At 70.6% G+C, this 25,939-nt stretch carries 26 protein-coding genes and 1 pseudogene; 17 read left to right on the top strand and 10 right to left on the bottom strand.

The features are described 5' to 3' along the window. The first annotated feature begins 313 nt into the window (after positions 1 to 313). From ACSMXR_RS10515 to ACSMXR_RS10495, 5 genes are all read left to right on the top strand, one after another. Positions 314 to 1,471, top strand: a complete 1,158-nt coding sequence (locus ACSMXR_RS10515) for a carbohydrate kinase family protein (protein WP_364891191.1) — start codon at positions 314 to 316, stop codon at positions 1,469 to 1,471. 163 nt (positions 1,472 to 1,634) lie between these two features. Next, the gene (locus ACSMXR_RS10510) at positions 1,635 to 2,699 is read left to right on the top strand and encodes a PhoH family protein (protein WP_381849898.1); all 1,065 of its coding nucleotides are present in this window, start codon (positions 1,635 to 1,637) and stop codon (positions 2,697 to 2,699) included. A 12-nt stretch (positions 2,700 to 2,711) separates the two neighbouring features. Then, positions 2,712 to 3,209, top strand: coding sequence for an rRNA maturation RNase YbeY (gene ybeY, locus ACSMXR_RS10505; protein ID WP_003969265.1), 498 nt, complete (start codon positions 2,712 to 2,714; stop codon positions 3,207 to 3,209). Then, entirely contained in the window at positions 3,206 to 4,504 is a 1,299-nt protein-coding gene (locus tag ACSMXR_RS10500) for a hemolysin family protein (protein ID WP_137233386.1), read from the top strand. The genes ybeY and ACSMXR_RS10500 overlap by 4 nt, the downstream gene beginning before the upstream one ends. Next, a complete protein-coding gene (locus tag ACSMXR_RS10495; RefSeq protein ID WP_030077935.1) occupies positions 4,501 to 4,854 on the top strand; it encodes an MmcQ/YjbR family DNA-binding protein in 354 nt (117 codons plus the stop codon). Before ACSMXR_RS10500 ends, ACSMXR_RS10495 begins: the two co-directional genes overlap by 4 nt. Before the next feature lie 68 nt (positions 4,855 to 4,922). Here the strand turns inward: ACSMXR_RS10495 and ACSMXR_RS10490 are convergent, their stop codons facing one another. Then, positions 4,923 to 6,338: an MFS transporter gene (locus ACSMXR_RS10490; RefSeq protein ID WP_473171706.1), complete on the bottom strand. Its 1,416-nt coding sequence runs from the start codon at positions 6,336 to 6,338 to the stop codon at positions 4,923 to 4,925. Positions 6,339 to 6,438: 100 nt separating this feature from the next. Between ACSMXR_RS10490 and ACSMXR_RS10485 the strand changes: the two genes are divergently transcribed. The 3 genes from ACSMXR_RS10485 (at position 6,439) to era (ending at position 8,790) form a co-directional block, all read left to right on the top strand. Continuing rightward, positions 6,439 to 7,335, top strand: coding sequence for a helix-turn-helix transcriptional regulator (locus ACSMXR_RS10485; protein WP_137233384.1), 897 nt, complete (start codon positions 6,439 to 6,441; stop codon positions 7,333 to 7,335). A gap of 41 nt (positions 7,336 to 7,376) precedes the next feature. After that, the gene (locus ACSMXR_RS10480; RefSeq protein WP_473171705.1) at positions 7,377 to 7,730 is read left to right on the top strand and encodes a cytidine deaminase; all 354 of its coding nucleotides are present in this window, start codon (positions 7,377 to 7,379) and stop codon (positions 7,728 to 7,730) included. A gap of 85 nt (positions 7,731 to 7,815) precedes the next feature. After that, a complete protein-coding gene (gene era, locus ACSMXR_RS10475; RefSeq protein ID WP_473171704.1) occupies positions 7,816 to 8,790 on the top strand; it encodes a GTPase Era in 975 nt (324 codons plus the stop codon). Positions 8,791 to 8,814: 24 nt separating this feature from the next. Here the strand turns inward: era and ACSMXR_RS10470 are convergent, their stop codons facing one another. Both ACSMXR_RS10470 and ACSMXR_RS10465 read right to left on the bottom strand, forming a co-directional pair. Continuing rightward, entirely contained in the window at positions 8,815 to 9,081 is a 267-nt protein-coding gene (locus ACSMXR_RS10470; protein ID WP_218527573.1) for a protealysin inhibitor emfourin, read from the bottom strand. Positions 9,082 to 9,139: 58 nt separating this feature from the next. After that, positions 9,140 to 10,216 carry a M4 family metallopeptidase gene (locus ACSMXR_RS10465; RefSeq protein ID WP_137233380.1) on the bottom strand — a complete coding sequence of 359 codons (1,077 nt, stop codon included), beginning with the start codon at positions 10,214 to 10,216 and terminating at the stop codon, positions 9,140 to 9,142. 289 nt (positions 10,217 to 10,505) lie between these two features. Here ACSMXR_RS10465 and leuA point away from each other — a divergent pair, with 289 nt between their 5' ends. The 4 genes from leuA (at position 10,506) to ACSMXR_RS10445 (ending at position 14,808) form a co-directional block, all read left to right on the top strand. Further along, positions 10,506 to 12,302: a 2-isopropylmalate synthase gene (leuA, locus tag ACSMXR_RS10460; protein ID WP_473171703.1), complete on the top strand. Its 1,797-nt coding sequence runs from the start codon at positions 10,506 to 10,508 to the stop codon at positions 12,300 to 12,302. Positions 12,303 to 12,465: 163 nt separating this feature from the next. Beyond that, a complete protein-coding gene (locus ACSMXR_RS10455) occupies positions 12,466 to 13,170 on the top strand; it encodes a TerB family tellurite resistance protein (RefSeq protein WP_218527576.1) in 705 nt (234 codons plus the stop codon). Positions 13,171 to 13,224: 54 nt separating this feature from the next. Beyond that, positions 13,225 to 13,971, top strand: coding sequence for a DNA repair protein RecO (recO, locus tag ACSMXR_RS10450; RefSeq protein WP_026237355.1), 747 nt, complete (start codon positions 13,225 to 13,227; stop codon positions 13,969 to 13,971). A 21-nt stretch (positions 13,972 to 13,992) separates the two neighbouring features. Continuing rightward, positions 13,993 to 14,808: an isoprenyl transferase gene (locus ACSMXR_RS10445; RefSeq protein WP_218527578.1), complete on the top strand. Its 816-nt coding sequence runs from the start codon at positions 13,993 to 13,995 to the stop codon at positions 14,806 to 14,808. Positions 14,809 to 14,870: 62 nt separating this feature from the next. On the opposite strand, the gene ACSMXR_RS10440 is transcribed toward ACSMXR_RS10445, so the two are convergent. From ACSMXR_RS10440 to ACSMXR_RS10425, 4 genes are all read right to left on the bottom strand, one after another. Then, entirely contained in the window at positions 14,871 to 15,305 is a 435-nt protein-coding gene (locus ACSMXR_RS10440; RefSeq protein WP_006124317.1) for a Fur family transcriptional regulator, read from the bottom strand. Between the two features lie 122 nt (positions 15,306 to 15,427). Continuing rightward, positions 15,428 to 16,327, bottom strand: a complete 900-nt coding sequence (locus ACSMXR_RS10435; protein ID WP_137233377.1) for a metal ABC transporter permease — start codon at positions 16,325 to 16,327, stop codon at positions 15,428 to 15,430. Continuing rightward, complete coding sequence (locus ACSMXR_RS10430; protein WP_473171702.1) at positions 16,327 to 17,160, bottom strand: metal ABC transporter ATP-binding protein; 834 nt, start codon at positions 17,158 to 17,160, stop codon at positions 16,327 to 16,329. Before ACSMXR_RS10430 ends, ACSMXR_RS10435 begins: the two co-directional genes overlap by 1 nt. A gap of 54 nt (positions 17,161 to 17,214) precedes the next feature. Then, positions 17,215 to 18,255, bottom strand: coding sequence for a metal ABC transporter substrate-binding protein (locus ACSMXR_RS10425; RefSeq protein ID WP_473171701.1), 1,041 nt, complete (start codon positions 18,253 to 18,255; stop codon positions 17,215 to 17,217). Between the two features lie 178 nt (positions 18,256 to 18,433). On the opposite strand from ACSMXR_RS10425, the gene ACSMXR_RS10420 reads away from it, so the two are divergent. The 3 genes from ACSMXR_RS10420 to ACSMXR_RS10410 all read left to right on the top strand — a co-directional run bounded on the left by ACSMXR_RS10420 (position 18,434) and on the right by ACSMXR_RS10410 (position 20,545). Next, positions 18,434 to 19,816, top strand: a complete 1,383-nt coding sequence (locus ACSMXR_RS10420) for a glycine--tRNA ligase (RefSeq protein WP_473171700.1) — start codon at positions 18,434 to 18,436, stop codon at positions 19,814 to 19,816. A gap of 100 nt (positions 19,817 to 19,916) precedes the next feature. Beyond that, positions 19,917 to 20,120, top strand: a complete 204-nt coding sequence (locus ACSMXR_RS10415; protein ID WP_030077965.1) for a hypothetical protein — start codon at positions 19,917 to 19,919, stop codon at positions 20,118 to 20,120. Between the two features lie 191 nt (positions 20,121 to 20,311). Further along, complete coding sequence (locus tag ACSMXR_RS10410; RefSeq protein ID WP_137233374.1) at positions 20,312 to 20,545, top strand: DUF6243 family protein; 234 nt, start codon at positions 20,312 to 20,314, stop codon at positions 20,543 to 20,545. Between the two features lie 87 nt (positions 20,546 to 20,632). On the opposite strand, the gene ACSMXR_RS10405 is transcribed toward ACSMXR_RS10410, so the two are convergent. Next, positions 20,633 to 21,418, bottom strand: coding sequence for an alpha/beta hydrolase (locus ACSMXR_RS10405; protein ID WP_473171699.1), 786 nt, complete (start codon positions 21,416 to 21,418; stop codon positions 20,633 to 20,635). A 210-nt stretch (positions 21,419 to 21,628) separates the two neighbouring features. After that, on the bottom strand, positions 21,629 to 22,570 hold the full coding sequence (locus tag ACSMXR_RS10400; RefSeq protein WP_364891844.1) for an SDR family oxidoreductase: 942 nt from the start codon (positions 22,568 to 22,570) through the stop codon (positions 21,629 to 21,631). Between the two features lie 233 nt (positions 22,571 to 22,803). On the opposite strand from ACSMXR_RS10400, the gene ACSMXR_RS10395 reads away from it, so the two are divergent. Continuing rightward, positions 22,804 to 23,646, top strand: coding sequence for a helix-turn-helix transcriptional regulator (locus tag ACSMXR_RS10395; protein ID WP_381855744.1), 843 nt, complete (start codon positions 22,804 to 22,806; stop codon positions 23,644 to 23,646). Between the two features lie 74 nt (positions 23,647 to 23,720). Here ACSMXR_RS10395 and ACSMXR_RS10390 read toward each other — a convergent pair whose 3' ends face one another. Continuing rightward, entirely contained in the window at positions 23,721 to 25,010 is a 1,290-nt protein-coding gene (locus ACSMXR_RS10390; RefSeq protein WP_473171698.1) for a hypothetical protein, read from the bottom strand. A gap of 233 nt (positions 25,011 to 25,243) precedes the next feature. Here ACSMXR_RS10390 and ACSMXR_RS10385 point away from each other — a divergent pair. Next, positions 25,244 to 25,935, top strand: a pseudogene (locus ACSMXR_RS10385) (transposase). Positions 25,936 to 25,939 lie beyond the last annotated feature (4 nt).

Raw genomic sequence — 25,939 nt, 5'->3', positions numbered from 1 at the left:
CATGCGGGTACTGCGGAGGTAAGGCGATATGCCAGGAGATTGCGGCTCTCGTCGGACAACGTGCCCGAAGGTGCTCGCGGGGCAATTTGTATCAAGCGCTCCCGGCTCCTCGAAAGCCGCCCCGATGTGATCTGGGTCACTTATGCGTTTATGCAGGGAAGTCCCGGGTATTAGCGCATGTTTATGCAGGTCAGACGTGCTGCGAACACATGGGCGCGGACACTGCGTTCCCCTGTGCCGATCGGGCAGACTGGCCGCATCTCACACGGTCCGGATCCGGCCGAGATCCGCCGCACGACCCCGGGAGCGCACGGTGAGCACAGAGACTCCGGGCATCGACCCGCTGCTGGCGCTGCGCGCCCCTCGCGACCCCGCCTGCGACGTCTTCCTGACGGGCACGGTCTTCCTCGACATCATCTTCACCGGCCTGGACAGCGCGCCCGTGCGCGGTACCGAGTCCTGGGCCCGGGGGATGGGATCCAGCCCGGGCGGCGTCGCCAACATGGCCACCGCCCTCGCCCGCCTCGGGCTGCGCACCTCGCTCGCCGCGGCCTTCGGCGACGACCACTACGGGGAGTACTGCTGGGACGCCCTGGAGCAGGGCGAGCACATCGACCTGTCGATGTCGCACACCGTCCCCGGCTGGCACTCGCCGGTCACCGTCTCGATGGCGTACGAGGGCGAGCGCACGATGGTCTCCCACGGCCACGAGGCCCCGGCGCCCACGGGGGCCACCGGGCCTGCGCGAGGCGCGGCCCCCGCGTCCGAACCCGCCGCGCCCGAACCCGCCGCGCCCGGCCCGGCCTTCCCGCACTGTCCGCCGCGTGCCCGGGCCGCGATCGCCTCGCTCGCCCCGGGCCGGGCCGAACCCTGGGTGGCCACCGCCGCCCGGGACGGCGCGCTGATCTTCGCCGACGTCGGCTGGGACGAGACCGGCCGCTGGGACCTGGACGCCCTGCCCGACCTGGCGCACTGCGAGGCGTTCCTGCCCAACGCCGAGGAGGCGATGCGCTACACCCGTACCGACTGCCCGCGCGCCGCCGCCCACGCGCTCGCCGAACGCGTCCCGCTCGCCGTGGTCACCCTGGGCGCCGAGGGCGCGTACGCCGTCGACGGGCGCACCGGCGCCGCCGCGGCCGTGCCCGCCATCGAGGTGGAGGCGCTCGATCCGACCGGCGCCGGGGATGTGTTCGTCGCCGGTTTCGTGACCGGCACCCTCGCCGACTGGCCGCTCGCCGACCGGCTCGCCTTCGCCGGACTCACCGCCGCCCTCTCGGTGCAGGAGTTCGGCGGCTCGCTCTCCGCCCCCGGTTGGGCCGAGGTCGCCGCCTGGTGGCAGCGGATCCGCACCTGCGCGGGCCAGGACCCGGCCGCCCTGGAGCGCTACGCCTTCCTGGACGACCTCCTGCCCACCACGGCCCGCGCCTGGCCGCTGCGGCGCGCGGTGCCCACGATCGGCTTCCGCCAGTGAGCGGGCGCCGGCCGGGCCGTGCACCGCGGCCGCCCGGGTCGCACACACGGGCGGTAAAAGCACTCTGTGTTGTCAGCGCCAGGTCGTAGGCTTGGTAATCCAGAGGTTGTCGAGCAGCGAGAACCCTGCAACGGGAGGTATGCGCAGGCCCGAGGGCCGGCCCATGACTCAGTCACCCACACAGCCGCAGGCGCGTGCCCAGATCAAGATCCCGGCCGCACACCCCATGGTGATGCTCCTCGGATCGGGCGACTCGCTGTTGCGCGTGATCGAAGAGGCTTTCCCGGCGGCCGACATCCATGTCCGGGGCAACGAGATCAGTGCCACGGGCGAGGCCGCCGACGTCGCTCTCATCCAACGCCTGTTCGACGAGATGATGCTCGTGCTCCGCACCGGAGCGCCGATGACGGAGGACGCAGTGGAACGGTCGATCGCCATGCTCAGGGCGGCCGGCAACGGACAGGGAGAGCCGCAGGGCGAGACGCCGGCCGAGGTGCTCACGCAGAACATCCTCTCCAACCGCGGCCGCACCATCCGCCCCAAGACGCTCAACCAGAAGCGGTACGTGGACGCGATCGACGAGCACACGATCGTGTTCGGCATCGGTCCCGCCGGTACGGGCAAGACCTACCTCGCCATGGCCAAGGCGGTCCAGGCGCTCCAGTCCAAGCAGGTCAGCCGGATCATCCTGACCCGGCCCGCGGTCGAGGCGGGGGAGCGGCTCGGCTTCCTGCCGGGCACCCTGTTCGACAAGATCGACCCGTATCTGCGTCCGCTCTACGACGCCCTGCACGACATGCTCGACCCCGACTCGATCCCGCGGCTGATGGCGGCGGGCACGATCGAGGTCGCGCCGCTGGCGTACATGCGTGGCAGGACCTTGAATGACGCGTTCATCATCCTCGACGAGGCGCAGAACACCAGCGCCGAGCAGATGAAGATGTTCCTCACCCGCCTCGGCTTCGACTCCAAGATCGTCATCACCGGTGACATCACCCAGGTCGACCTGCCGAGCGGCACCAAGAGCGGGCTGCGGCAGGTCCAGGAGATCCTGGAGGGCCTGGACGACGTGCACTTCTCGCGCCTCACCTCCCAGGATGTCGTCCGGCACAAGCTCGTCGGCCGTATCGTCGACGCGTACGAGAAGTACGACAGCCGAAACGGTCAGCAGGACGGTCGGGCGGAAGACCGCCAGGACGGCCGACGCGACCGTCGAAAAGGGAAGTAGTCGCAGCGCACCATGTCGATCGACGTCAACAACGAGTCCGGAACCGAGGTCGACGAGCAGGCGATCCTCGACATCGCCCGCTACGCACTGGCCCGGATGCGGATCCACCCGCTGTCCGAGCTCTCGGTGATCGTGGTGGACACCGACGCCATGGAGCAGCTGCACATCCAGTGGATGGACCTTCCCGGTCCGACCGATGTCATGTCCTTCCCGATGGACGAGCTGCGTCCGCCGGCCAAGGACGACGAGGAGCCCCCGCAGGGGCTCCTCGGTGACATCGTGCTCTGCCCGGAGGTCGCGAAGAAGCAGGGCGAAGAGGCCCCGACGCAGCACTCCATGGACGAGGAGCTCCAGCTCCTGACCGTCCACGGAGTGCTGCATCTGCTGGGGTACGACCACGAGGAGCCGGACGAGAAGGCCGAGATGTTCGGCCTCCAGGCCGCCATCGTGGACGGCTGGCGCGGGGAGCACGGGCTCACCGGCGCGTCCCCGGCCCCCACCGTCTCGTGAGCGCGCCGCTGATCGTCGGCGCGGTTCTGCTGGTCATGATCGGCTGGCTGGCCGCCTGCGCGGAGGCCGGCATCGCCCGCACCTCCAGCTTCCGGGCGGACGAGGCGGTCCGGTCCGGGCGGCGCGGCAGCGCGAAGCTCGCGCAGATCGCCGCCGACCCGACCCGCTATCTCAACGTCGCCCTGCTGGTGCGGGTCGCCTGCGAGATGTCGGCCGGAGTCCTCGTCACGTACGCCTGTCTCCAGGAGTTTCCCGAGACCTGGGAGGCGCTGGCCGTCGCGATGGGCGTGATGGTCCTCGTCTCCTACGTCGCCATCGGCGTCTCCCCGCGCACCATCGGCCGCCAGCACCCGCTGAACACGGCCACGGCATCGGCGTACGTGCTGCTGCCGCTGGCCAGGATCATGGGCCCGATCCCGCAGCTGCTGATCCTCGTCGGCAACGCCCTGACCCCGGGCAAGGGGTTCCGCAAGGGCCCGTTCGCCAGCGAGGCCGAGCTGCGCGCGATGGTCGACCTCGCCGAGGCGGAGTCGCTCATCGAGGACGACGAGCGCCGCATGGTGCACTCCGTCTTCGAGCTGGGCGACACCCTGGTCCGCGAGGTCATGGTGCCGCGCACCGACCTCGTCTCCATCGAGCGCTACAAGACGATCCGCCAGGCCCTCACCCTCGCCCTGCGCTCCGGCTTCTCCCGGATCCCGGTCACCGGCGAGAACGAGGACGACGTCGTCGGGATCGTCTATCTCAAGGACCTGGTCCGCAAGACGCACATCAACCGCGAGTCCGAGGCCGACCCGGTCTCCACCGCGATGCGCCCGGCCGCCTTCGTCCCCGACACCAAGAACGCCGGTGACCTGCTCCGCGAGATGCAGCAGGACCGCAGCCACGTCGCGGTCGTCATCGACGAGTACGGCGGCACCGCGGGCATCGTCACCATCGAGGACATCCTGGAGGAGATCGTCGGCGAGATCACCGACGAGTACGACCGGGAGCTGCCGCCCGTCCAGGAGCTGGAGAACGGCTGCTACCGGGTCACCGCCCGGCTCGACATCGGGGACCTCGGCGACCTCTTCGACCTCGACGAGTACGACGACGAGGACGTGGAGACCGTCGGCGGTCTGCTCGCCAAGGCGCTCGGCCGGGTCCCGATCGCCGGCGCCTCGGCCACGGTCGAGCTGCCCGACGGCCGCAGGCTCCGCCTCACCGCCGAGTCCCCGGCCGGCCGCCGGAACAAGATCGTCACGGTGCTCGTGGAGCCGGAGCACCAGGAGACCGAGGAGAAGGAAGCGGTATGACGCCGGAGCGGCTGCGGGCGTTCTGCCTGGAGTTCAACGCGAGCGTGGAGGAGTTCCCGTTCGGCCCGGAGACCTCCGTGTTCAAGGTGCTCGGCAAGCTGTTCGCCCTCACCGCGCTGGACGGGCGGCCGCTCACGGTCAACCTCAAGTGCGATCCCGACGAGGCGATCCGGCTGCGCGGGACGCACCCCGCGATCGTGCCCGGCTGGCACATGAACAAGCGCCACTGGAACACGGTCACCGTCTCCGGCGTCCCGGACCGGCTGCTGCGCGAAATGATCGAGGACTCCTACGACCTGGTGGTCGCCGGTCTCCCGAAGGCGGAGCGGCTGCGGCTGGACCGGCCGTAGGACGCGTACGCGAACGGGCCCGCTCCTCCCCCGTGGGGAGCGGGCCCGTCCTCGTACCGGCAGGAAGGTCAGCCGCGGCGCAGCCCCGTCGCCACCGCCGCGCCCGCCGCCAGCAGGATCACCGCGGCGACCGCCACCACCGTCCGTACGCCGTCGAACAGCGTGTCCTGCGTCGTGGCCAGCACTCCCAGCAGCGGGATGCCGACCGTCAGGCCCACCTGCTGGGTCGTGGTGACCAGACCCGTGGCCAGGCCCTGCTGCTCGTTCGGGATGCCGGAGGTCACGGTCAGTCCGTACGCGATGATCGCGCCCAGGTGGCACATGCTCGCCAACGACACCGCCGCCGTGGCCAGCCACACGCCCGACTCCGTGCCCAGGCCCAGCAGCGCGCCGATGAACAGGCCCTGGCCGAGCAGCGACAGCGCCAGGGTGCGGCGTGCGCCGATCCGGCCGATCACCTTCGGCGCGTACATCCCGGCCACCACCGACAGCGCGCCCTGCGCACCGAAGACCAGCCCGGTGGCGAACGGCGAGAGGTCCAGAACCTCCTGGAGGTACAGGGTCAGCACGAAGACGACCGTGCTCATCATCGAGAAGGTCATCAGACCGCCGAGGTTGCCGAACGCCACCGTCCGCCGCCGCAGCATCGGCAGCGACACCAGCGGGGCCGCCGAGCGGGACTCCACCACGACGAACGCGGCGAGCAGAGCGACCCCGAGGACCAGCGTGACCAGCACGTCCGCGCCGCCGAAGCCGCGCTCCGCCGCCGTGGTCAGGGCGTAGATCAGCGCCAGCAGACCGCCGGTGACGCTCACCGCGCCCGGCACGTCCAGCCGGGGCCGGTCCACCGTGCGCGACTCCTCCAGCACCTTCGGGGCCACCGCCAGCACCACGAGCGAGGCCAGCGCCAGCAGGCCCATCGTGGAGCGCCAGCCCAGCGTGTCCGTCAGGACGCCGCCCGCGACCATGCCCACCGTGAAGCCGAGCGAGAGCAGCGTGCCGCTGATCCCGAGCGCCCGGTCACGCAGCGGCCCCTCCGGGAACGTGGTGGTCAGCAGGGACATCCCGGTCGGCACGATGACCGCAGCCCCCAGCCCCTGGAGCGCCCGCCCGGCGAGGAAGGAGGCCGGGTCCCAGGCCAGCGTCGCCAGCAGGGACGAGGCGCCGAAGACGGTGAGCCCGGTGAGGAACAGCCGGCGCCGCCCGTACAGATCGGCGATCCTCCCGAACAGCAGCAGGAAGCCCCCCGACGGCAGCGCGAACGCGGTGATGGCCCACTGGAGGCCCGTGGTGCTCAGCCCCAGGTCCTTGCCGAGCACGGGCAGCGCCACGTTCAGCACGGAGAAGTCGAGGGCCACCATGAACTGGGCGGCGCACAGCACGAAGAGGACCAGCCGGGCCCGGCCGGAGAGCCGGGGCGGCACGGAAGCCGAAGCGGAAGCCACAGAGGAAGAAGCAGAGGTGGAAGGGGATTCGATCGCCATGCGGTCCACCCTGCGGCGGCCGGAATAACCGTGGGGAGCGGGAACTTATCCTGTTGCCCGCACCACCAGGCAGGCGCACGCACGGACACAGGGGGAGTACGTGGCCACACCGGCCCGGCAGGCGACGGACGACACGAAGGCGCACCGCCTCGCCGAACTGCGCGAGTTCCTGATGAGCCGCCGGGCCCGCGTCACCCCGGCCGAAGCGGGCCTGCCGGACGGCGGCGCCCGCCGCCGCACCCCGGGCCTGCGCCGCGAGGAGGTCGCGGTCCTCGCCGGAGTCGGCGTCTCCTGGTACCAGTGGCTGGAGCAGGGCCGCGACATCACCGTCTCCCCGCAGGTGCTGGACTCCGTTGCCCGCGTGCTGCGGCTCCGGAGCGCCGAGCGCCGCCATCTGTACGTACTGGCCGGGCTGAACCCGCCGCCGGCCGAGGTCGATCCGGCCGACGCCGACATGTGCGAGGGGCTGACCCGGCTCATCGACGCCTGGATGCCGTACCCGGCCCACATCATGGACCGGTACTGGAACACCGTCCTGTACAACGACGCGGCCGCCGCGGTCCTCGGCATGCGCCCGGACATCCGGCAGAACTGTCTGATCGCCTTCTTCACCGACCCCGTCTACCGCTCCCGCACCGGGGCGAGTTGGGACGCGCTCGCCCCGCAGGTGGTGGCCCAGTTCCGGGCGGCCTGCTCGGAGTGTCCGGAGGACGACGGGTTCCGGGCGGTCGTCGAGGAGGCCAGGGCGGTCAGCCCGCTCTTCGCCGAACTGTGGGAGCGGCGCGACATCGCCCCCGCCGGGCAGAACCGCAAGGAGGTCGAGCACCCGCTCGTCGGCCGTCTGGTCCTGGAGGCCACCCAGCTGCGGGTGCCGGCCCGGCCGGACCTGGCGATCGTGCTGCACACCCCGCTGCCCGACACCGGCTGCGAGGCCAGGCTCCAGTGGCTCGCCTCGCCCGAGGGCCGGCGCGGCTCGATGTATCCGGTGCCGGGGTGACCCGCTCGGCCGGCCCGCCGCCCGCTTCGTATGCTCGTGCCATGACCGACACCACCGGCCTCGACGCCGAGGACCGCAAGATCGTCACTCTGGCGCGCAGCGCCCGCGCCCGCAACGGTGTGCCCGAGGGCGCGGCCGTACGCGACGAGACCGGACGTACGTATGTCGCGGGCACGGTGGCGCTGGAGTCGCTGAAGCTCAGCGCGTTGCAGACGGCCGTCGCCATGGCGGTGGCCAGCGGCGCCACCTCGCTGGAGGCGGCAGCGGTCGTCTCCGCCGCCGAGACGCCCTCGGACGACGACCGGGCCGCGGTGCGGGACCTCGGCGGACCGGACACGCCGGTGCTGCTCGCGGCCCCGGACGGCACGCTGCGCGTACGCGTCACGGCCGGCTGAACGACCGCTCCGGCGGCCGTTCCGCCCGGCCCTCCGGCGCGTCCCGGCGTACCGCTGTACGAGAGCGCCGCCGGGATCGGGGAGAATGGTCGCCATGAGCGCTCGACCGAACCAAGAATCCGCTGCCCCGCAAGCGGAGACCACCTCCCCCCACCGGGCAGGCTTCGCCTGCTTCGTGGGCCGCCCCAACGCCGGCAAGTCCACCCTCACGAACGCTCTCGTCGGTCAGAAGGTGGCGATCACCTCCAACCGCCCCCAGACCACCCGGCACACGGTGCGCGGCATCGTGCACCGTGACGACGCGCAGCTGATCCTGGTCGACACCCCCGGCCTCCACAAGCCGCGCACGCTGCTGGGCGAGCGGCTCAACGACGTCGTGCGGACGACCTGGGCCGAGGTCGACGTCATCGGCTTCTGCCTGCCCGCCGACCAGAAGCTCGGCCCCGGCGACAAGTACATCGTCAAGGAGCTCGCGGGGATCAAGAAGACCCCCAAGATCGCCATCATCACCAAGACCGACCTGGTCGAGTCCAAGGCGCTGGCCGAACAGCTTCTCGCCGTCTCCGCGCTCGCCGACGAGCTGGGCTTCGAGTGGGCCGAGATCATTCCGGTCTCGGCGGTCAAGGACCAGCAGGTGGGCCTGCTGGCCGACCTCATCGCCCCGCTGCTCCCGGAGAGCCCGCCGCTCTACCCGGAGGGCGACCTCACCGACGAGCCGGAGATGGTCATGGTCGCGGAGCTGATCCGCGAGGCCGCGCTGGAAGGCGTACGCGACGAGCTGCCGCACTCCATCGCGGTCGTCGTCGAGGAAATGCTGCCCCGCGAGAACCGTCCGGCGGGCAAGCCGCTGCTGGACATCCACGCCAACGTCTACATCGAGCGCCCCAGCCAGAAGGGCATCATCATCGGCCCGAAGGGCCAGCGGCTGAAGGACGTCGGCACCAAGTCCCGCAAGCACATCGAGGCGCTGCTCGGCACGCCGGTCTTCCTGGACCTGCATGTGAAGGTCGCCAAGGACTGGCAGCGCGATCCCAAGCAGCTGCGCAAGCTCGGGTTCTAGCCCTTCACGGGCCGGGGGCCGATCTCACGCGCCCTCCTTGAGGACGCGTGAGATCAGCGTGCGCTGCGCCCCGGTCAGATCGGGGTCAGCGCAGTACACGGTGCGGCCGTCGACCGTGATCGCGTACCGGAAGCCGTCCGGCACCCCGGTCGGTGGGGCGTCCCGCGCCGAGCCGAGCACGTCCTTCACGAGCGCCTGCCACTCGGCGGCGTCCGCCCGGCCCTCGGTGTCGACCTCATGGCGGCGGGCGATGCCGGCGAAGCCGCCGGTCCGGCTGACCTGAATACGCATGGGGTCCTGTCTATCGGGGGCCGTGACCGCACTCAACCCCGCCTCCTCGGCGGCCGGTTCACGCCCGGGTCGGAACGCCCACCTCCGACCAGGCCTTGAGCACCGCCTCCCGCTCGTCGCCCTCGCCGAAGCGGTCGCCCGCCGCTGTGACCGTCAGCCGGGCGAACTCCGCGAAGTCCGCGTTCGCCGTCAGCTCGCCGCCGGTCAGCACGTCGAACCAGATCTGCCCGGCGCGCTCCCAGGAATTGCCGCCCAGCGCGGTGGCCAGGAGGTAGAACGCGCGGTTGGGGATGCCGGAGTTGAGGTGGACCCCGCCGTTGTCCTCCGCCGTCTCGATGTAGTCGTCCATGGAGGCCGGCTGCGGGTCCTTGCCGAGGACGTCGTCGTCGTACGCCGTGCCCGGGGCCTTCATCGAGCGCAGCGCGTCGCCGCTGACCCGGGGCGCCAGCAGTCCGGCCCCGATCAGCCAGTCGGCCTGTTCCGCGCTCTGGCCCAGCGAGTACTGCTTGACCAGCGAGCCGATGACGTCGGACACGGACTCGTTGAGCGCGCCGGACTGGCCCTCGTAGCGCAGGTTGGCGGTGTACTGCGTCAGGCCGTGGGCCAGCTCGTGGGCGATCACGTCGACCGCGACGGTGAAGTCGAGGAAGATCTCGCCGTCGCCGTCCCCGAAGACCATCTGCTCGCCGTCGAAGAACGCGTTGTTGTACTCCTCGCCGTAGTGCACGGAGCCGATCAGCGGCAGGCCCTTGCCGTCGATCGAGCTGCGCCCGTACGCCGAGAGCAGCAGCTCGAAGGTGGCGCCGAGGCCGGCGTACGCGCGGTTGACGCTGGCGTCCGACGTGGGCTTGTCGCCCTCGTCGCGGACCTTGGCGCCGGGCAGAGTGGTGCCGTTCCCGCAGTCGTACAGGGTGCGGTGGGGCTTGGTCGGCACCGCGCCCGCGGTCGGTGCGGCCGGGGCGGCGGCGAGCGCCGTCATCCGGCGGCGGTTGCGGCGCAGGCCGTCCGCCTCCAGGGTGCGGCGGGCCGGATCCGCGAGCCGGGTGTCGGCGGACCGGGACAGGTGATCGAGGACGTGGGGCGGAACGATGGTGCAGAAGACGGGGTGGAACTCACCGTCGGTTCGAAGGTGCATACATCGACTGTGGCACTCCGTCACCGTCCTGTCACTGGTTGCGACGATGATTGACGAAATGGAGTGATGAGTCACTGTTTACCCGTCATCGATGTCCGGTCCCGCATACTGATACGGACCGACACCACGGGCCACACTCGGTTACGCTCGTCGCATCATGCGTTTCGGGCTGCTTCTCCTTAGCTGCCGCGGCGAGGGCCTGTAGTCGTAGGCCGACCCCCTCCCCGCGGAGTCTGGTGCTGCAGCGACACAGTCGGCCGACACCCGCTGGACCGAGGAGCCCTACGCCATGACCACCGTGAATCCCGCCGGTAACACCGTGAACCCTGCCGGTGATTCTGTCGGCCGCCCCACCCCGATCACCAACGCGACGCAGCTGCAGAAGCCGTCCGGGATGCCGGTCCACAAGTACCGCGGCTACGAGGCCGTCGACATCGCCGACCGCACCTGGCCCGACAACCGGATCACCGTGGCGCCCCGCTGGCTGTCCACCGATCTGCGCGACGGCAACCAGGCCCTGATCGACCCGATGTCCCCGGCCCGCAAGCGCGAGATGTTCGACCTGCTGGTGAAGATGGGCTACAAGGAGATCGAGGTCGGCTTCCCGTCCTCCGGCGAGACCGACTTCAACTTCGTCCGCTCCATCATCGAAGAGGGCGCGATCCCCGAGGACGTGACGATCTCCGTCCTGACGCAGGCCCGCGAGGAGCTGATCGAGCGCACCGTGGAGTCGCTGGTCGGCGCGCGCCGGGCCACCGTCCACCTGTACAACGCCACCGCCCCCACCTTCCGCCGGGTCGTCTTCCGCGGCTCGCGCGAGGAGGTCAAGCAGATCGCGGTGGACGGCACCCGGCTGGTCATGGAGTACGCCGAGAAGATCCTGGGCCCCGAGACGGTCTTCGGCTACCAGTACAGCCCGGAGATCTTCACCGACACCGAGCTGGACTTCGCCCTGGAGGTCTGCGAGGCCGTCTGCGACGTGTGGCAGCCGGAGGAGGGCCGCGAGATCATCCTCAACCTGCCCGCCACCGTGGAGCGTTCCACGCCCTCCACCCACGCGGACCGCTTCGAGTGGATGTCCCGCAACCTGACCCGCCGCGAGCACGTCTGCCTGTCCGTCCACCCGCACAACGACCGGGGCACCGCCGTCGCCGCCGCCGAGCTGGCCATCATGGCCGGCGCCGACCGTATCGAGGGCTGTCTGTTCGGCCAGGGCGAGCGCACCGGCAACGTCGACCTGGTCACCCTGGGCATGAACCTGTTCTCCCAGGGCGTCGACCCGCAGATCGACTTCTCGCAGATCGACGAGATCCGCCGCACCAGCGAGTACTGCAACCAGATGGAGATCCACCCGCGCCACCCCTACGCGGGCGATCTGGTCTACACCGCCTTCTCCGGCTCCCACCAGGACGCCATCAAGAAGGGCTTCGACGCGATGGAGAAGGACGCGGCGTCCCAGGGGAAGACGGTCGACGACATCGAGTGGGCCGTGCCGTACCTGCCGATCGACCCGAAGGACGTCGGCCGCTCCTACGAGGCCGTCATCCGCGTCAACTCGCAGTCCGGCAAGGGCGGTATCGCGTACGTCCTGAAGAACGACCACAAGCTGGACCTGCCGCGCCGGATGCAGATCGAGTTCTCCCGGATCATTCAGGCCAAGACCGACGCCGAGGGCGGCGAGGTCACGCCGGCGCAGATCTGGACCACCTTCCGGGACGAGTACCTGCCGAACCCGGACAACGCCTGGGGCCGCATCCAGCTGCGCTCCGGCCAGACCACCTCCGACACCGACGGCACCGACACCCTGACCGTCGAGGCGGTCGTGGACGGCGTCGACACCGTCCTGACCGGCTCCGGCAACGGTCCGATCTCCGCGTTCTTCGAAGCGCTGCAGGCCATCGGCATCGACGCCCGGCTGCTGGACTACACCGAGCACACGATGAGCGAGGGCGCCTCCGCCCAGGCCGCCTCGTACATCGAGTGCGCGATCGACGGCAAGGTCCTGTGGGGCATCGGCATCGACGCCAACACCACCCGCGCCTCACTGAAGGCGGTCGTCTCCGCGGTCAACCGCGCGGCCCGCTGACGCCCGAACGGCACTCCTGACCCCGATCGCCCGCTTTGGGCGGTCGGGGTTCGGCCATATCCGAGGGTTGTGACGTCCCAGAGGCTGACGTCACATCACGCATGTGGCTAACATCACGTCCAACACACGGCAATGTTGCCGGAGCGTTACGGAGGTGTGCGACGTGCGGTCAGCCAAAGGACAACGCGCTCTGAGGCCGGTCCTCTGCGGCGTACGCACCGTCTGGAACGCCGTCGGCGACGGCTCCTTCTTCTGCCCCGGCTGCGGGGGCGACCGCAACTACCGCCGGCTCACCGGCCGCCGCCGTCTCACCGTCCTCGGCGTCCCGCTGGTCCGCCGGGGCGAGACCGAGCCCGTCGTCGAGTGCGCCGCCTGCCTCGCCCGCTACGCCCCCGAGGCCCTGGACCACCCCACCACCACCCGGTTCTCCGCGATGCTCCGCGAGGCCGTCCACACCGTCACTCTGGCCGTCCTCGCGGCCGGTGGCACCACCTCCCGTACGGTCCTGGAGGCCGCCGTCGCCACCGTGCGCGACGCCGGGCTCGACGACTGCACCCAGGAGCAGCTGTTCACCGTCGTCGAGGTGCTGGCCGCCGACACCGGACGCGGCTCCGGCACCGACCCGGCCGCCGAGGCCTGCGGCCCGACCCTCGCCATCGAGCTGCACGAGGTGCTGGCCCCGCTCGCCCCGCACCTGGCCACCGCCGGCCGCGAGTCCGTCCTCCTCCAGGGCGCCCGCATCGCGCTGGCCGACGGCCCCTACTGCGCCGCCGAGCGCCAGGTGCTGACCACCGTCGGCAGCGCCCTCCAGCTGCCCGCCGACGACACCGCCCGCCTGCTGGCGGCGGCCGCCCGTACGCCCTCGTAACGCCTTCTCGGCAGCGGCCCCCGCCCGGGCGGCCCGGTGGGCGACAATGGGCCCATGAGCTTGTTCCGGGACGACGGCATCGTGCTGCGTACGCAGAAACTGGGCGAGGCCGACCGGATCATCACGATCCTGACCCGCGGCCACGGCCGGGTGCGCGCCGTCGCCCGCGGGGTGCGCCGCACCAAGTCCAAGTTCGGCGCCCGTCTGGAGCCCTTCTCCCACGTCGACGTGCAGTTCTTCGCGCGCGGCAGCGAGCTGGTCGGCCGCGGGCTGCCGCTCTGCACCCAGAGCGAGACGATCGCGCCGTACGGCGGCGGCATCGTCGCCGACTACGCCCGCTACACCGCGGGCACCGCGATGCTGGAGACCGCCGAGCGGTTCACCGACCACGAGGGCGAACCGGCCGTCCAGCAGTATCTGCTGCTCGTCGGCGGCCTGCGCACCCTCGCCCGGGGCGAGCACGCCCCCCATCTGATCCTGGACGCGTTCCTGCTGCGCTCGCTCGCGGTCAACGGGTACGCGCCCAGCTTCGAGGACTGCGCCAAGTGCGGAATGCCCGGTCCGAACCGGTTCTTCTCCGTCGCGGCGGGGGGCGTCATATGCGGTGACTGCCGGGTGCCCGGCAGCGTCGTACCCTCGGCACAGGCCCTGGCCCTGCTGAGCGCGCTGCTCAGCGGCGACTGGGCGACGGCGGACGCGTGCGAGGCGCGCCATGTCAGGGAGGGGAGCGGGCTGGTGTCCGCCTATCTGCACTGGCATCTGGAGCGCGGCCTGCGCTCGCTGCGGTACGTAGAGAAGTGACACAGGGAGACTGAGAAGCTCATGGCAGTACGCGGGATCCTCGGCGGCCGTAACCGGCGCACGTACAAGACCCCCGAGCCGCACCCCTCGGGCGCGACGCCTCCGAAGATCCCCGGCGAGCTGGTGCCCCAGCACGTCGCCGTCGTGATGGACGGCAACGGCCGCTGGGCCAAGGAACGGGGTCTGCCCCGCACCGAGGGCCACAAGGTCGGTGAGGGCGTCGTCATGGACGTTCTCAAGGGCTGTATCGAGATGGGCGTGAAGAACCTCTCGCTGTACGCCTTCTCCACGGAGAACTGGAAGCGCTCGCCGGACGAGGTGAAGTTCCTGATGAACTTCAACCGCGACGTGATCCGCCGCCGCCGCGACGAGATGGACGAGCTCGGCATCCGTATCCGCTGGGTGGGCCGCATGCCCAAGCTGTGGAAGTCCGTCGTCCAGGAGCTCCAGGTCGCCCAGGAGCAGACCAAGAACAACGACGCCATGACGCTGTACTTCTGCGTGAACTACGGCGGCCGCGCCGAGATCGCGGACGCCGCGCAGCGCATCGCCCAGGACGTGGCCGCCGGGAAGCTCGACCCGTCCAAGGTCAACGAGAAGACCTTCGCGAAGTACATCTACTACCCGGACATGCCGGACGTGGACCTCTTCGTGCGCCCCAGCGGCGAGCAGCGCACGTCGAACTATCTGATCTGGCAGAGCGCGTACGCCGAGATGGTCTTCCAGGACGTTCTTTGGCCGGATTTCGACCGTCGCGACCTGTGGCGGGCCTGCCTGGAGTACGCCCAGCGCGACCGCCGCTTCGGCGGGGCGCAGGAGGCGGAAGCCGCCAAGTGAGTACGGGAAAGGGGCGGGCCCGGTGCGTCATACACCGGGCCCGCCCCTTTCCCGTATGTCCGTCACGCCTTCTTCTCGGCGCACTCCGCGCAGGTGCCGAAGATCTCGACGGTGTGCGCGACGTTCACATAGCCGTGCTGGGCGGCGATCATCTCGGCCCACTGCTCGACGGCCGGTCCCTCGACCTCCACGGCCTTGCCGCAGAGCCGGCAGACCAGGTGGTGGTGATGGTCACCGGTCGAGCACCGCCGGTAGACGGCCTCGCCCTCGGTGGTGCGCAGTACGTCGACCTCACCCGCGTCCGCGAGGGACTGCAGGGTCCGGTAGACCGTGGTGAGGCCCACGGAGTCGCCGCGGTGTTTCAGGACGTCGTGCAGTTCCTGGGCGCTGCGGAACTCGTCGACCTCGTCGAGCGCCGCCGCCACCGCCGCCCGCTGCCGGGTGGACCGGCCGCGTACCGGCGCTGCGTTCGTGCCACTGATCGGCGCCGTGGCCACAGGTGCCTCCTCGTGTCGCCCGTACATGTGTCGGGCCATTGTGCCAGCCCGGCCGGGCGCACCCGGCGAACACGTACGGTGCGACTCCGTCACACGTACCGCTGTCACGGCTGTCGTGGCCGTCACACCCGTACGTCGTCCCGGTCCCGGCGGGCTGCCGGTACTTCCAGGGTGCACTCGGCACCCTTCGTCTCGCTCGCCCGCGCCCGCCGTCGTGCGAGCGGAGCCGCGAGCACGGTCAGCGCGACGAACACCGCGATGGCCAGCAGCACGATCGTCGCGCCGGGCGGAACGTCCTGGTAGTACGAGGTCACGGTGCCGGTGAGGGTCACGGCCGTGCCGATCACCACGGCCAGCACGAAGGTGACCCTGAAGGACTTGGTGATCTGCTGGGCGGCCGCCACCGGCACCACCATCAGCGCGCTGACCAGCAGCAGGCCGACGACCCGCATCGCGACGGTCACGGTCACGGCGGCGGTCACCGCGATCAGCAGGTTCAGCACCCGCACCGGAAGTCCGGAGACGCGGGCGAACTCCTCGTCCTGGCTGACCGCGAACAGCTGCCGCCGCAGCCCCACCGTGACCAGCACCACGAAGGCCGCCAGGACGCAGATCGCGACGACGTCCGACTCGGAGACGGTGGCGAGCGAGCCGAAGAGGTACGAGGTCAGATTGGCGTTGGAGCCGGTGTCGGACAGGTTGATCAGCATGACGCCGCCCGCCATACCGCCGTAGAACAGCATCGCCAGCGCGAGGTCGCCGCGGGTGTGTCCGTACCAGCGGATCAGCTCCATCACGACGGCGCCGGCCACCGCGACGGCGGTCGCCATCCAGACCGGGCTGGTGGAGAGCAGGAAGCCGAGGCCGACGCCGGTCATCGCGATGTGCCCGATGCCGTCGCCCATCAGGGCCTGCCGGCGCTGCACCAGGTAGATGCCGATGGCGGGCGCGGTGACGCCGACCAGCACGGCCGCGATGAGCGCCCGCTGCATGAAGGGAGGGTTGAGGAATTCGAAGAGCATCAGGTCAGCAGTCCCGTCCGGACGGGCTCGGCGGCCGCGTGGGGGTGTCCGTGGCAGTTGCCGGGGATGGGGTCTCCCCTGCTCGAACGAAGCTGAGAGCTTGGGGAAGCGTGCTGGCCGAGCGCCTGAGGCGGCGGCCCGTCGTGCGTCACACAGCCGTCGCGCAGGACGACGGCCCGGTCGATCAGCGGCTCCAGCGGGCCCAGCTCGTGCAGCACCAGCAGTACGGAGGTGCCCAGCGCCACCTGCTCGCGCAGGGTCGAGGCGAGGATCTCCTGGCTGGCCAGGTCCACTCCCGCCATCGGCTCGTCCATGATCAGCAGCTCCGGCTCGGCGGCCAGGGCGCGGGCGATCAGGACCCGCTGGTGCTGGCCGCCCGACAGCGCGCTCACGGAGTCCTTGGCGCGGTCGGCCAGGCCCACCAGCGCGATGGCCCGGTCCACGGCCGCCCGGTCCGCCTTCCCGGGCCACCGCAGCCCCGTACGGGACAGCCGGCCGGAGGCGACGACCTCGCGGATCGTGGCGGGCACGCCGCCCGCGGCCGTGGTGCGCTGCGGGACGTACCCGATCCGGCCCCAGCGGCGGAAGCGGCGCAGCTCGGTGCCGAACAGCTCGACGCTGCCGCCGGTCAGTGGGACCTGCCCGATGACCGACCGTACGGCGGTGGACTTGCCGGAACCGTTGGCGCCGAGCAGCGCGACGACCTCGCCGCGGTGCACGGTCAGGTCCACGCCGCGCAGCACGGGGCGCGCGCCGAGGGTGGCCGTGGCGCCGCGCAGGGCTATGACGGGCTCCTGGGCGGGCTCGTGGGTGGTGCTCTCACGCTCCGGCACGAGCGCCTCCGATCCGAACGTCACAAGTGGTGCGGGTGATGCGGGTGGTGCGGGTCACTTCGCGCCGAGGGCCTTCTGCAGCGCGGCGAGGTTGGACTTCATGACCTCGATGTAGTCAGCGCCCCGGGACTTCTCCGTGATTCCCTCCAGCGGGTCCAGAACGCCGGTCTTCAGTCCGGTGTCCTTCGCGAGGGTCTTCGCGGTCTTGTCGCTGGCGAGCGTCTCGAAGAAGACCGTGGTGGCCTTCTCCTTCTCCGCGATGGTGTGGATCTCCTGGATCCGGGCGGGGCTCGGCTCGGCCTCGGGGTCGATGCCCGCGATGCCCTGCTGGGTGAGCCCGTAGCGCTCGGCGAGGTAGCCGAAGGCGGAGTGGGTGGTGATGAAGGTCTTGGTGGCGGTGTTCTTCAGCCCGGTCTCGTACGCTGTGTTCAGCTCGCCCAGCTCGCCGACCAGCGCTTCGGTGTTCTTCTTGTAGTCGGCGGCGTGGTCGGGGTCGGCCTTCTCCAGCGACTTGCCGACGCCCTTGGCGACCTCGGCGTACTTCACCGGGTCCAGCCAGATGTGCGGGTCGGCGCCGCCCTCCTCACCGTGGTTGTGGCCGTCGCCCTCTTCGTGGGCTTCTTCCTCGTGGGCGTCTTCTTCGTGACCGTGCTCGTCCGCGTGCTCTTCCTCGCCCTCGCCCTCGTGACCGTGGTCGTGGCCGCTGACCTCGGAGCCGTGGTTCTCCAGCGTGGTGAGGGTCGCGGCGTCGACGGTGTTCTTCACACCGGACTGCTTGATCGCGTCGTCCACGGCAGGCTGGATGCCCTTGAGGTACAGCACGTAGTCGGACTCGCTGATGGAGCCGATCTGGCGGGGGGTGAGCTCCAGGTCGTGCGGCTCGACGCCGGGCTTGGTGAGGCTGGTGACGGCGACGTGCTCGCCGCCGATCTTCTCGGCCAGGAACTGCATCGGGTAGAACGACGCCGTCACCTTCAGCTTGTCGCCGTTGCTCCCGTCCGCGGCGTCGGAGGTGGAGCAGGCGGAGAGAGCGGTCAGACCGAGGGCGACTGCTCCGGCGACGGCGGTGGTGGGTATCAGGCGGCGTACGTTCATGACAGTCATTTTCAACAAAAGTGGAAACGATTGTCAACAAGGCGGATGAGATGCCCGGAAGATCACGAGGTGGCGGCGCGGGGTCTCCTCCGGGCCCCTACCGATTTGATCCAGGGGGTGCACGCGCCGGTAACCTGAGTCATTCGCCGTTCGTCGCCGTCGTAATGAAGAGAGCACCGTGGCCGCCGACAAGATCGACACCATCGTCAGCCTGAGCAAGCGCCGTGGCTTCGTCTACCCCTGCAGTGAGATCTACGGTGGCCAGAAGGCCGCCTGGGACTACGGGCCGCTGGGCGTCGAGATGAAGGAGAACCTGAAGCGCCAGTGGTGGCGCTACATGGTCACCGCGCGCGAGGACGTGGTCGGTCTCGACTCGTCGGTCATCCTTGCCCCGGACGTCTGGGTCGCCTCCGGACACGTCGCCACCTTCTCGGACCCGCTGACCGAGTGCACCTCCTGTCACAAGCGCTACCGCGCCGACCACCTGGAGGAGGCGTACGAGGAGAAGCACGGCAAGCCGCCGGTCAACGGTCTCGCCGACCTCAACTGCCCCAACTGCGGCAACAAGGGCACCTTCACCGAGCCCAAGGAGTTCTCGGGGCTGCTCTCCACCCACCTCGGCCCGACCCAGGACTCCGGCTCGGTCGCCTACCTGCGTCCCGAGACCGCGCAGGGCATCTTCACCAACTTCGGCCAGGTGCTGCAGACCTCGCGCAAGAAGCCGCCGTTCGGCATCGCGCAGATGGGCAAGTCCTTCCGGAACGAGATCACTCCGGGCAACTTCATCTTCCGGACCCGTGAGTTCGAGCAGATGGAGATGGAGTTCTTCGTCAAGCCGGGCGAGGACGAGGAGTGGCAGCAGTACTGGATGGACCAGCGCTGGAACTGGTACACGGACCTCGGCATGCGCGAGGAGAACATGCGCTGGTTCGAGCACCCGAAGGAGAAGCTCTCCCACTACTCCAAGCGCACCGCCGACATCGAGTACCGCTTCCGCTTCGGCGGCAGCGAGTGGGGCGAGCTGGAGGGCGTGGCCAACCGCACCGACTACGACCTCAAGGCGCACTCCGAGGCCTCGGGCACCGACCTCCAGTACTACGACCAGGAGGCCAACGAGCGCTGGACGCCGTACGTCATCGAGCCCGCGGCCGGTGTCGGCCGCGCGATGCTGGCGTTCCTCCTGGACGCCTACGTCGAGGACGAGGCGCCCAACGCCAAGGGCGTCATGGAGAAGCGCACCGTGATGCGCCTCGACCCGCGCCTGGCGCCGGTCAAGGTCGCGGTGCTGCCGCTCTCGCGCAACCCGCAGCTCTCGCCGAAGGCCAAGGGCCTGGCGACCGACCTGCGCAAGAACTGGAACATCGAGTTCGACGACGCCGGCGCCATCGGCCGCCGCTACCGCCGCCAGGACGAGATCGGCACCCCGTTCTGCGTCACCGTCGACTTCGACACCCTCGACGACAACGCGGTGACCGTGCGCGAGCGCGACACCATGAAGCAGGAGCGCGTCTCCCTGGACCAGATCCAGGCGTACCTCGGCGCCCGTCTGCTCGGCTGCTGATACCCGCGTACGTGCGTGAGGCCCCCGGTTCCGGGTACGGAACCGGGGGCTTCGTCGTACAGTCCACCGGAGCCCCCGCCGCCGTTCCGGGAGGTACGCGATGCCGTCGATCACCACCAGCAAGGTCAGCAGATGGGACCAGCACGGCCGTGAACACGTCGTGCAGGTGAAGAAGTCGGGCATGACACGCCAGTTGACCTGCTCCACCTGCGCATGGCGCCGCTCGGCGCAGTTCCTGCCCTGGCTGAAGGCCGAGGAGCATCTGGCCGAGGCCCATCAGGCGACGGTCGACCCGACGGCCTGAGACCCGGCGGCCCGAAAACCTGGTGCGGCGCTCGCGGGGAGCGCGGTACGGTTCCCGTATGTCTTCGTTCTTCCAGATCTACGAGTGAGAGCGCGGCGGGTGTGAACTCCCCGCCGCGGCCCGGGGACCGGCGCGACCGGCCCCCGAACACCTTCACCTGACTCACTTCACACCCCACAGGGGAGAACGCCATGGCCAAGAGCCGTAACAACCTGCTCGGCGTCGGCGGACAGCGCAAGAAGCTGTCCCGCGCCGAACAGCAGGGCGCGGGTTCCGCGCGAGGCGCCGACCGCAAGGCCGCCGAGGACAAGAAGCAGGAACTGGTCCGCAAGATGCGCGAGCGCGCCGAGGCCCAGGCGGCCGCGACCGCCGAGCAGACCGGCGAGCCGACCGCCGAACAGGACGCGTCGCCCGCGCAGGGCTGAACTGAGCCGATACCTGAGCGGCTGAGCAGTACCCGTACGACGGTGTGGGCCCGGATCATTCGTGATCCGGGCCCACACTCATGTGCCTCAGGCTGTCGGGGAAGCGGTCCCGGACGTCGCCCGGTCCGCACGCAGATGCCGGGCGAAGAACCGGGCCCCTGTGTCGAGTTCGAACTGGGGGACACCGGTGTGCCCGCCGAGGTTGGCGTGCAGGGTCTTCTCCCGGGAACCGAAGGCGTCGAACAGATCCAGGGCCGCCTGCCGGTCGTTCCCTTCGTCGTCCCACTGCAGCAGGACGTGCAGCGGAACGGTGACCCGGCGGGCCTCCTCGAACATGGCGGCGGGCACGAGGCTCCCGGCGAAGAAGCCGGCGGCCACGATGCGCGGTTCGATCACGGCCAGGCGGATGCCGATGGAGATCACCCCTCCCTCGTATCCGACCGGCCCGCCGATCCCGGGCAGTGCCAGGAGCTCGTCCAGGGCGGCCTGCCATTCCGGGACCGCCCGGTCGACCATCGGGAGGACGAGGGCGTCGACGATCTCGTCGCCGACCGGCCCGCCGCCCTCCAACGCCCGGCGCAGGTCGGCGCGGGCCTGCTCGGCGGCGGCCCAGCGGGGGCGTTCACCGCTGCCGGGGAGCTCGATGGTGGCCGTGGCGAACCCGTACTCCGCCACGTAGTGCCGCGCCCGCCCCGCCAGCCGGGGGTACATCCTGCCCAGCCCCAGCGGAGGATGGCCGATCAGGATCAGCGGAGCAGGCGCGGATACGGGGGATACGGCAGCGGGCGTCCACAGGATGCCGGGGATCTCGCCGAGGGTGAATGCACGCTCGACCACGTCGCCGTCGAGTCGCTGTTCGGAAGAGAAATGCACGGTCGTGCCTTTCGGGAGTGCGCGTGAACGGCGCTCCCGGACGACCTATCGCCCGACCGTGACCCCGAAGGGGAGCACCCATGTCGACATTGCGTTCACGGATACCACCTCCTCGGTCTTCAGCACGGCGTGCGGAAACGTAGCAAGGGGCGCGCTCATGCGCCAACCGGTTTTCGGGCCCCTTGCCGTGCGGTCGATCGACACCCCCCCCTAGCCCGGCAGCGCGACCCCGGCCAGCTCCTCCGAGACCCGCCACACCCGCCGGGCCTCCTCGGCGTCGCGCAGCCGGCCGTACAGCTCCTGCTCGGCGGGCGGGCCGCCCAGGTTGCCGGGGCCGCTCGGCCCGTACAGGGCGCCGCCCCGGGCGTCAGGCGAGGTGGCGGCGTACAGCGCGGGGAACTTCGCGCTCTCCACGGTGCCGACCACGAGCCCCCGGGCGGACAGCAGACGGATCATCCGTACGCCCAGAGTGTCCTTGGCGCGTCCCACCTCCGGCCGGGCGGCCAGCAGGCTGGTCGGGGCGATGCCGGGGTGGGACAGGTTGCTGGTGATGCCCCAGCCCTCGGCCCGGCTGCGCCGGTCCAGCTCCAGGCCGAAGAGCCCGAAGGCGATCTTCGACTGGCTGTAGGCGCGCATGCCGTTGTAGGACCGCTCCCAGTTCAGGTCGTCCCAGTTGATGGAGTTGCGGTTGGCGGCGACGCTGATCTGCGAGGTCACCCGGGCCTGCCCGGCCCGCAGGAGGGGCAGCAGCCGCAGGACGAGGGCGACGTGACCGAGATGGTTGGTGCCGAACTGCAGCTCGAAGCCGTCGGTGGTCGTCTGCCGGTCGGGCGGGGTCATCACCCCGGCGTTGTTGACCAGGAGGTGGATGGGCCGGCCCTCGTCGAGGAGGGTGGTACCGAGGGCGGCGACGGAGTCGAGCGAGGACAGGTCGAGCGTACGCAGCGACACCTGTGCGCCGGGCGCCTGTCGCCGGATCTCGACCACCGCAGCCTCGCCCTTGCGCGGGTTGCGCACCGGCAGCACCACCTCGGCTCCGGCGGCGGCGAGCCGTGTCGCGATCCCGAGGCCGATGCCGTCGCTCCCTCCGGTGACGACGGCGCGCTTGCCCGAGAGGTCGGGAACGGAGATGTCGATGCTCTGGCGTGCCATGAGAACTCACTCCTGTGAGGTCGGGTTTCCTCCACGGTGACGCCGACGCCCCGGCCTATCCAGGACCTCCCGATCCACCGATCCGCGAGGCGAGGCTACGGCCCGCGACCGGGCGCGGCCGGGCGAGCGCCGCCGTACGGGGGCGTATGGGGGGGATCAACGGTCCGTGGCTGAGGGCGGCTGCGGGCGCTACAAGGGAAAGGGAGCAGAAGCCGAAGGGAGGCGGAGGAGACATGGAGATCGACCGGCCCGGGCTCGCCGCGTTCCTGCGGCGCCGCCGGGAACTGCTGCAACCCGAGGACGTGGGCCTCCCGCGCGGGCAGCGCCGCAGGACCGGCGGGCTGCGCCGCGAGGAGGTCGCGGTGCTGTGCCACATGTCGACCGACTACTACGCCCGGCTGGAGCGGGAGCGCGGCCCGCAGCCGTCCGAGCAGATGATCGCCTCGATCGCGCAGGGGCTCCACCTCTCCCTGGACGAGCGTGACCACCTCTTCCGGCTCTCCGGACACACACCGCCCGCCCGGGGCACGACCGGCGAGCACATCAGCCCCGGGCTCCTCCGCATCCTCGACCGGCTGGACGACACCCCCGCCGAGATCGTCACGGAGCTCGGCGAGACGCTGCGGCAGACCCCGCTCGGCGTAGCCCTCACCGGCGACACGACCCGGTACACCGGCCTCGCGCGCAGCATCGGCTACCGCTGGTTCACCGACCCCGCCACCCGGACGCTGTACGTGGCCGAGGACCACGCCTTCCTCTCCCGGATGTTCGCCTCCGGCCTGCGGGAGCTGGCCACCCTGCGGGGGACCGGCTCCCGGGCCGCCCACTGTGCCGAGCTGTTGCGCGAGGAGAGCGAGGAGTTCCGGCGGCTCTGGGACCAGCACGAGATCGGCATCCGCCCCGACCAGGTCAAACGCTTCGTCCACCCGGAGGTCGGCGTCCTGGAGCTGAACTGCCAGCGCCTGCTGGACCCGGACCAGTCGCACAGCCTGCTGGTGTACACGGCCGCACCGGGCAGCGAGAGCCACGAACGACTGCGGCTGCTCTCGGTCATCGGGACGCAGACGCTGCGCTGAGCCCGGGGCAGCGGGGTACGCCCGTCGGCCTGGGCCCTGCCCGGCCTACGAGCAGGACGCGTCGCCCACGCCGCTCAGCCGGCCTCGCCCAGGTGGCTCAGGGCTTCGCGGAAGTCGTCGAGAGCGGGGCCCAACTCGTGGGCGGCGATGCGGAAGGCCGACCGTTCGATCAGGGTCCTGGCCAGGGTGCGCGGCCCCTCCGCCGGGTCGTGCCGGGGCAACTGACGGGCCAGCGACACTCCTTCGTCGAAGAGGGGGCGCACCTGCTCCGCGAACAGATGGGTGCGGTTCTCCCAGTAGACGGCGGCGCGGACGGTGAGGACGCTTTGCACCCGGACCAGTTCGGCCAGGTGCGCCGCCGGATCCTCGGCAGCTCGCCCAGCGAGGGCGTCCACCGCGCGGCGCAGGGCAGCACGGCTGTCGAAGTAGCGCTGTAGGGCATCGGGCGACCACTCCATCGGATCCGTACCCGAGGGTGTCCGTGGCCCGTCGGACCAGGGCCCCACGCCTGCCGTACCGGAGACTGTCAGCAACACCGCCCAGAACGACGCCTCGTAGCCGCCCCAGGACACCCGCCCACCTGACGCGGCCTGCTCGGTCAGCTTGGTCAGCACGGCGAGTGCGTCCTGCCGCACACGGGCCGCCTGTTCGTCCCGGCCGTGGAGGTCGAGCATCCGGACGTACCCGATGAGTGCGTGGACATGGCAGATCACCGGGCCGCGTCTCCTCGCGGCTTCGGCCGCTTCCATGGCGACGAACTGCTCGAACGCGGCGCGTGCTTCGCCGGATCGGCCGGCGTCGTGGAGAGCGGCGATCCACTGCATCAGTGACCAGGCAAGGGCCCCGTCCTGGGGCCCCTCGGGCAGGAGCGCCGCGACCAACTCGTCCATGGCGTCGGCGGCCTCGGCGTACCGGCCCTCCTCGGAGAGCCCGGCGGCCCATTCACTCAGCCCTTTGGCCACGGGCTTCCCGGACCGTTCGGCCTGCGCACGGCTGATGGCGAGCATCTCGGCACGCAGGGCCAGGCCTTCGGTACGTCGACCCCGGCGGTACAGCTCTCGCTGGCACGACCTGAGGGCCTGGTACAGGACATCCGCACGGGCGGGCTCGGCCGGATCGATGCGTCGCGCCGCCTCGACCGCCTCCTCGCACAGCTCCAGCGAGGACGGACACCATGCGTCGCTGCCGCCGTAGCTGAGATGCTGAAGCTTCCTGGACAGCAGCGGCAGGTATGCGGCGGGGCTGACCTGAGCGAGCACCCGATAGGCGTCGACCTCCTCGCGCAGTGTGCGGCGCCCCGATGCGAGCAGCACATTTCTCGCCCGCACGATGTCGTCCTGATCGACTTTCCCCCACTGATTCATGACGGAGATTCTGGGTGCCTCGAACAAGGCCCCACAAGGCGGTTCAGCTGTGCCGTTACTCCTACGGAAATGCCTTCTGACCTGTCATGATGGATGTGACATCTTCACGGCCGGAATTCCACGCCGCCGGTGAACCGGCCCCCCATTGGCCGGCGTTCCACGGGACGCGGGCCGTCGGACTCGACCAGGGCCTGTATCGAAAGTGGATCTTGGGCTGTGGATGATCACGGTTCATGGGTCGGGGAGATCTCACGGACGAGCAGTGGGCGGTGCTGGAGCCGCTGTTGCCGAAGGATGCCAGGTTGGGGCGGCCGCCCCTCTGGCCTCGGCGGCAGCTGATCGACGGCATACGGTTCCGGGTCCGGACCGGCGTTCCGTGGCGGGACGTGCCCGCCGAGTACGGACCGTGGAGCCGGGTCTACGACCTGTTCCGCCGGTGGCAGCGCAACGGCACCTGGCACCGGCTTTTCACCCGTCTCCAGTCCCTGGCCGATGTCGAGCAGGGGCAGAAGCCCATGTCGATCGTGGTGACGGCCGGGCAGCGCGGGGGATTCACCGCAGTTCGAGGCGGTGCTGGACAAGGTCCGCGTGCCCCGCATCGGTCCGGGACGGCCTCGCGTCCGCCCCGACAGCGTGCGGGCCGACAAAGGCGTACGCCTCCCGCAGGAACCGGGCTTACCTGCGCCGGCGCGGGATGCGCTGCACCATCCCGGACAAGGCCGACCAGGCCCGCAACCGCCGAAGGCTCGGTTCCCGCGGCGGCCGGCCGCCGCGCTTCGACCCGCTCGACTACCGCGAGCGCCACGCGGTCGAGTGTGGGATCAACCGCCTCAAGAGGAACCGCGCTGTCGCCACGCGGTACGACAAGCTCGCTGTCCGCTACGAGGCGACAGTCCTGGTCGCGGCGATCAATGAGTGGTTGTGATCCT

The sequence above is a fragment of the Streptomyces sp. DSM 106670 genome, from assembly GCF_055792845.1.
This window is presented reverse-complemented; position numbering and strand designations above follow the sequence as displayed.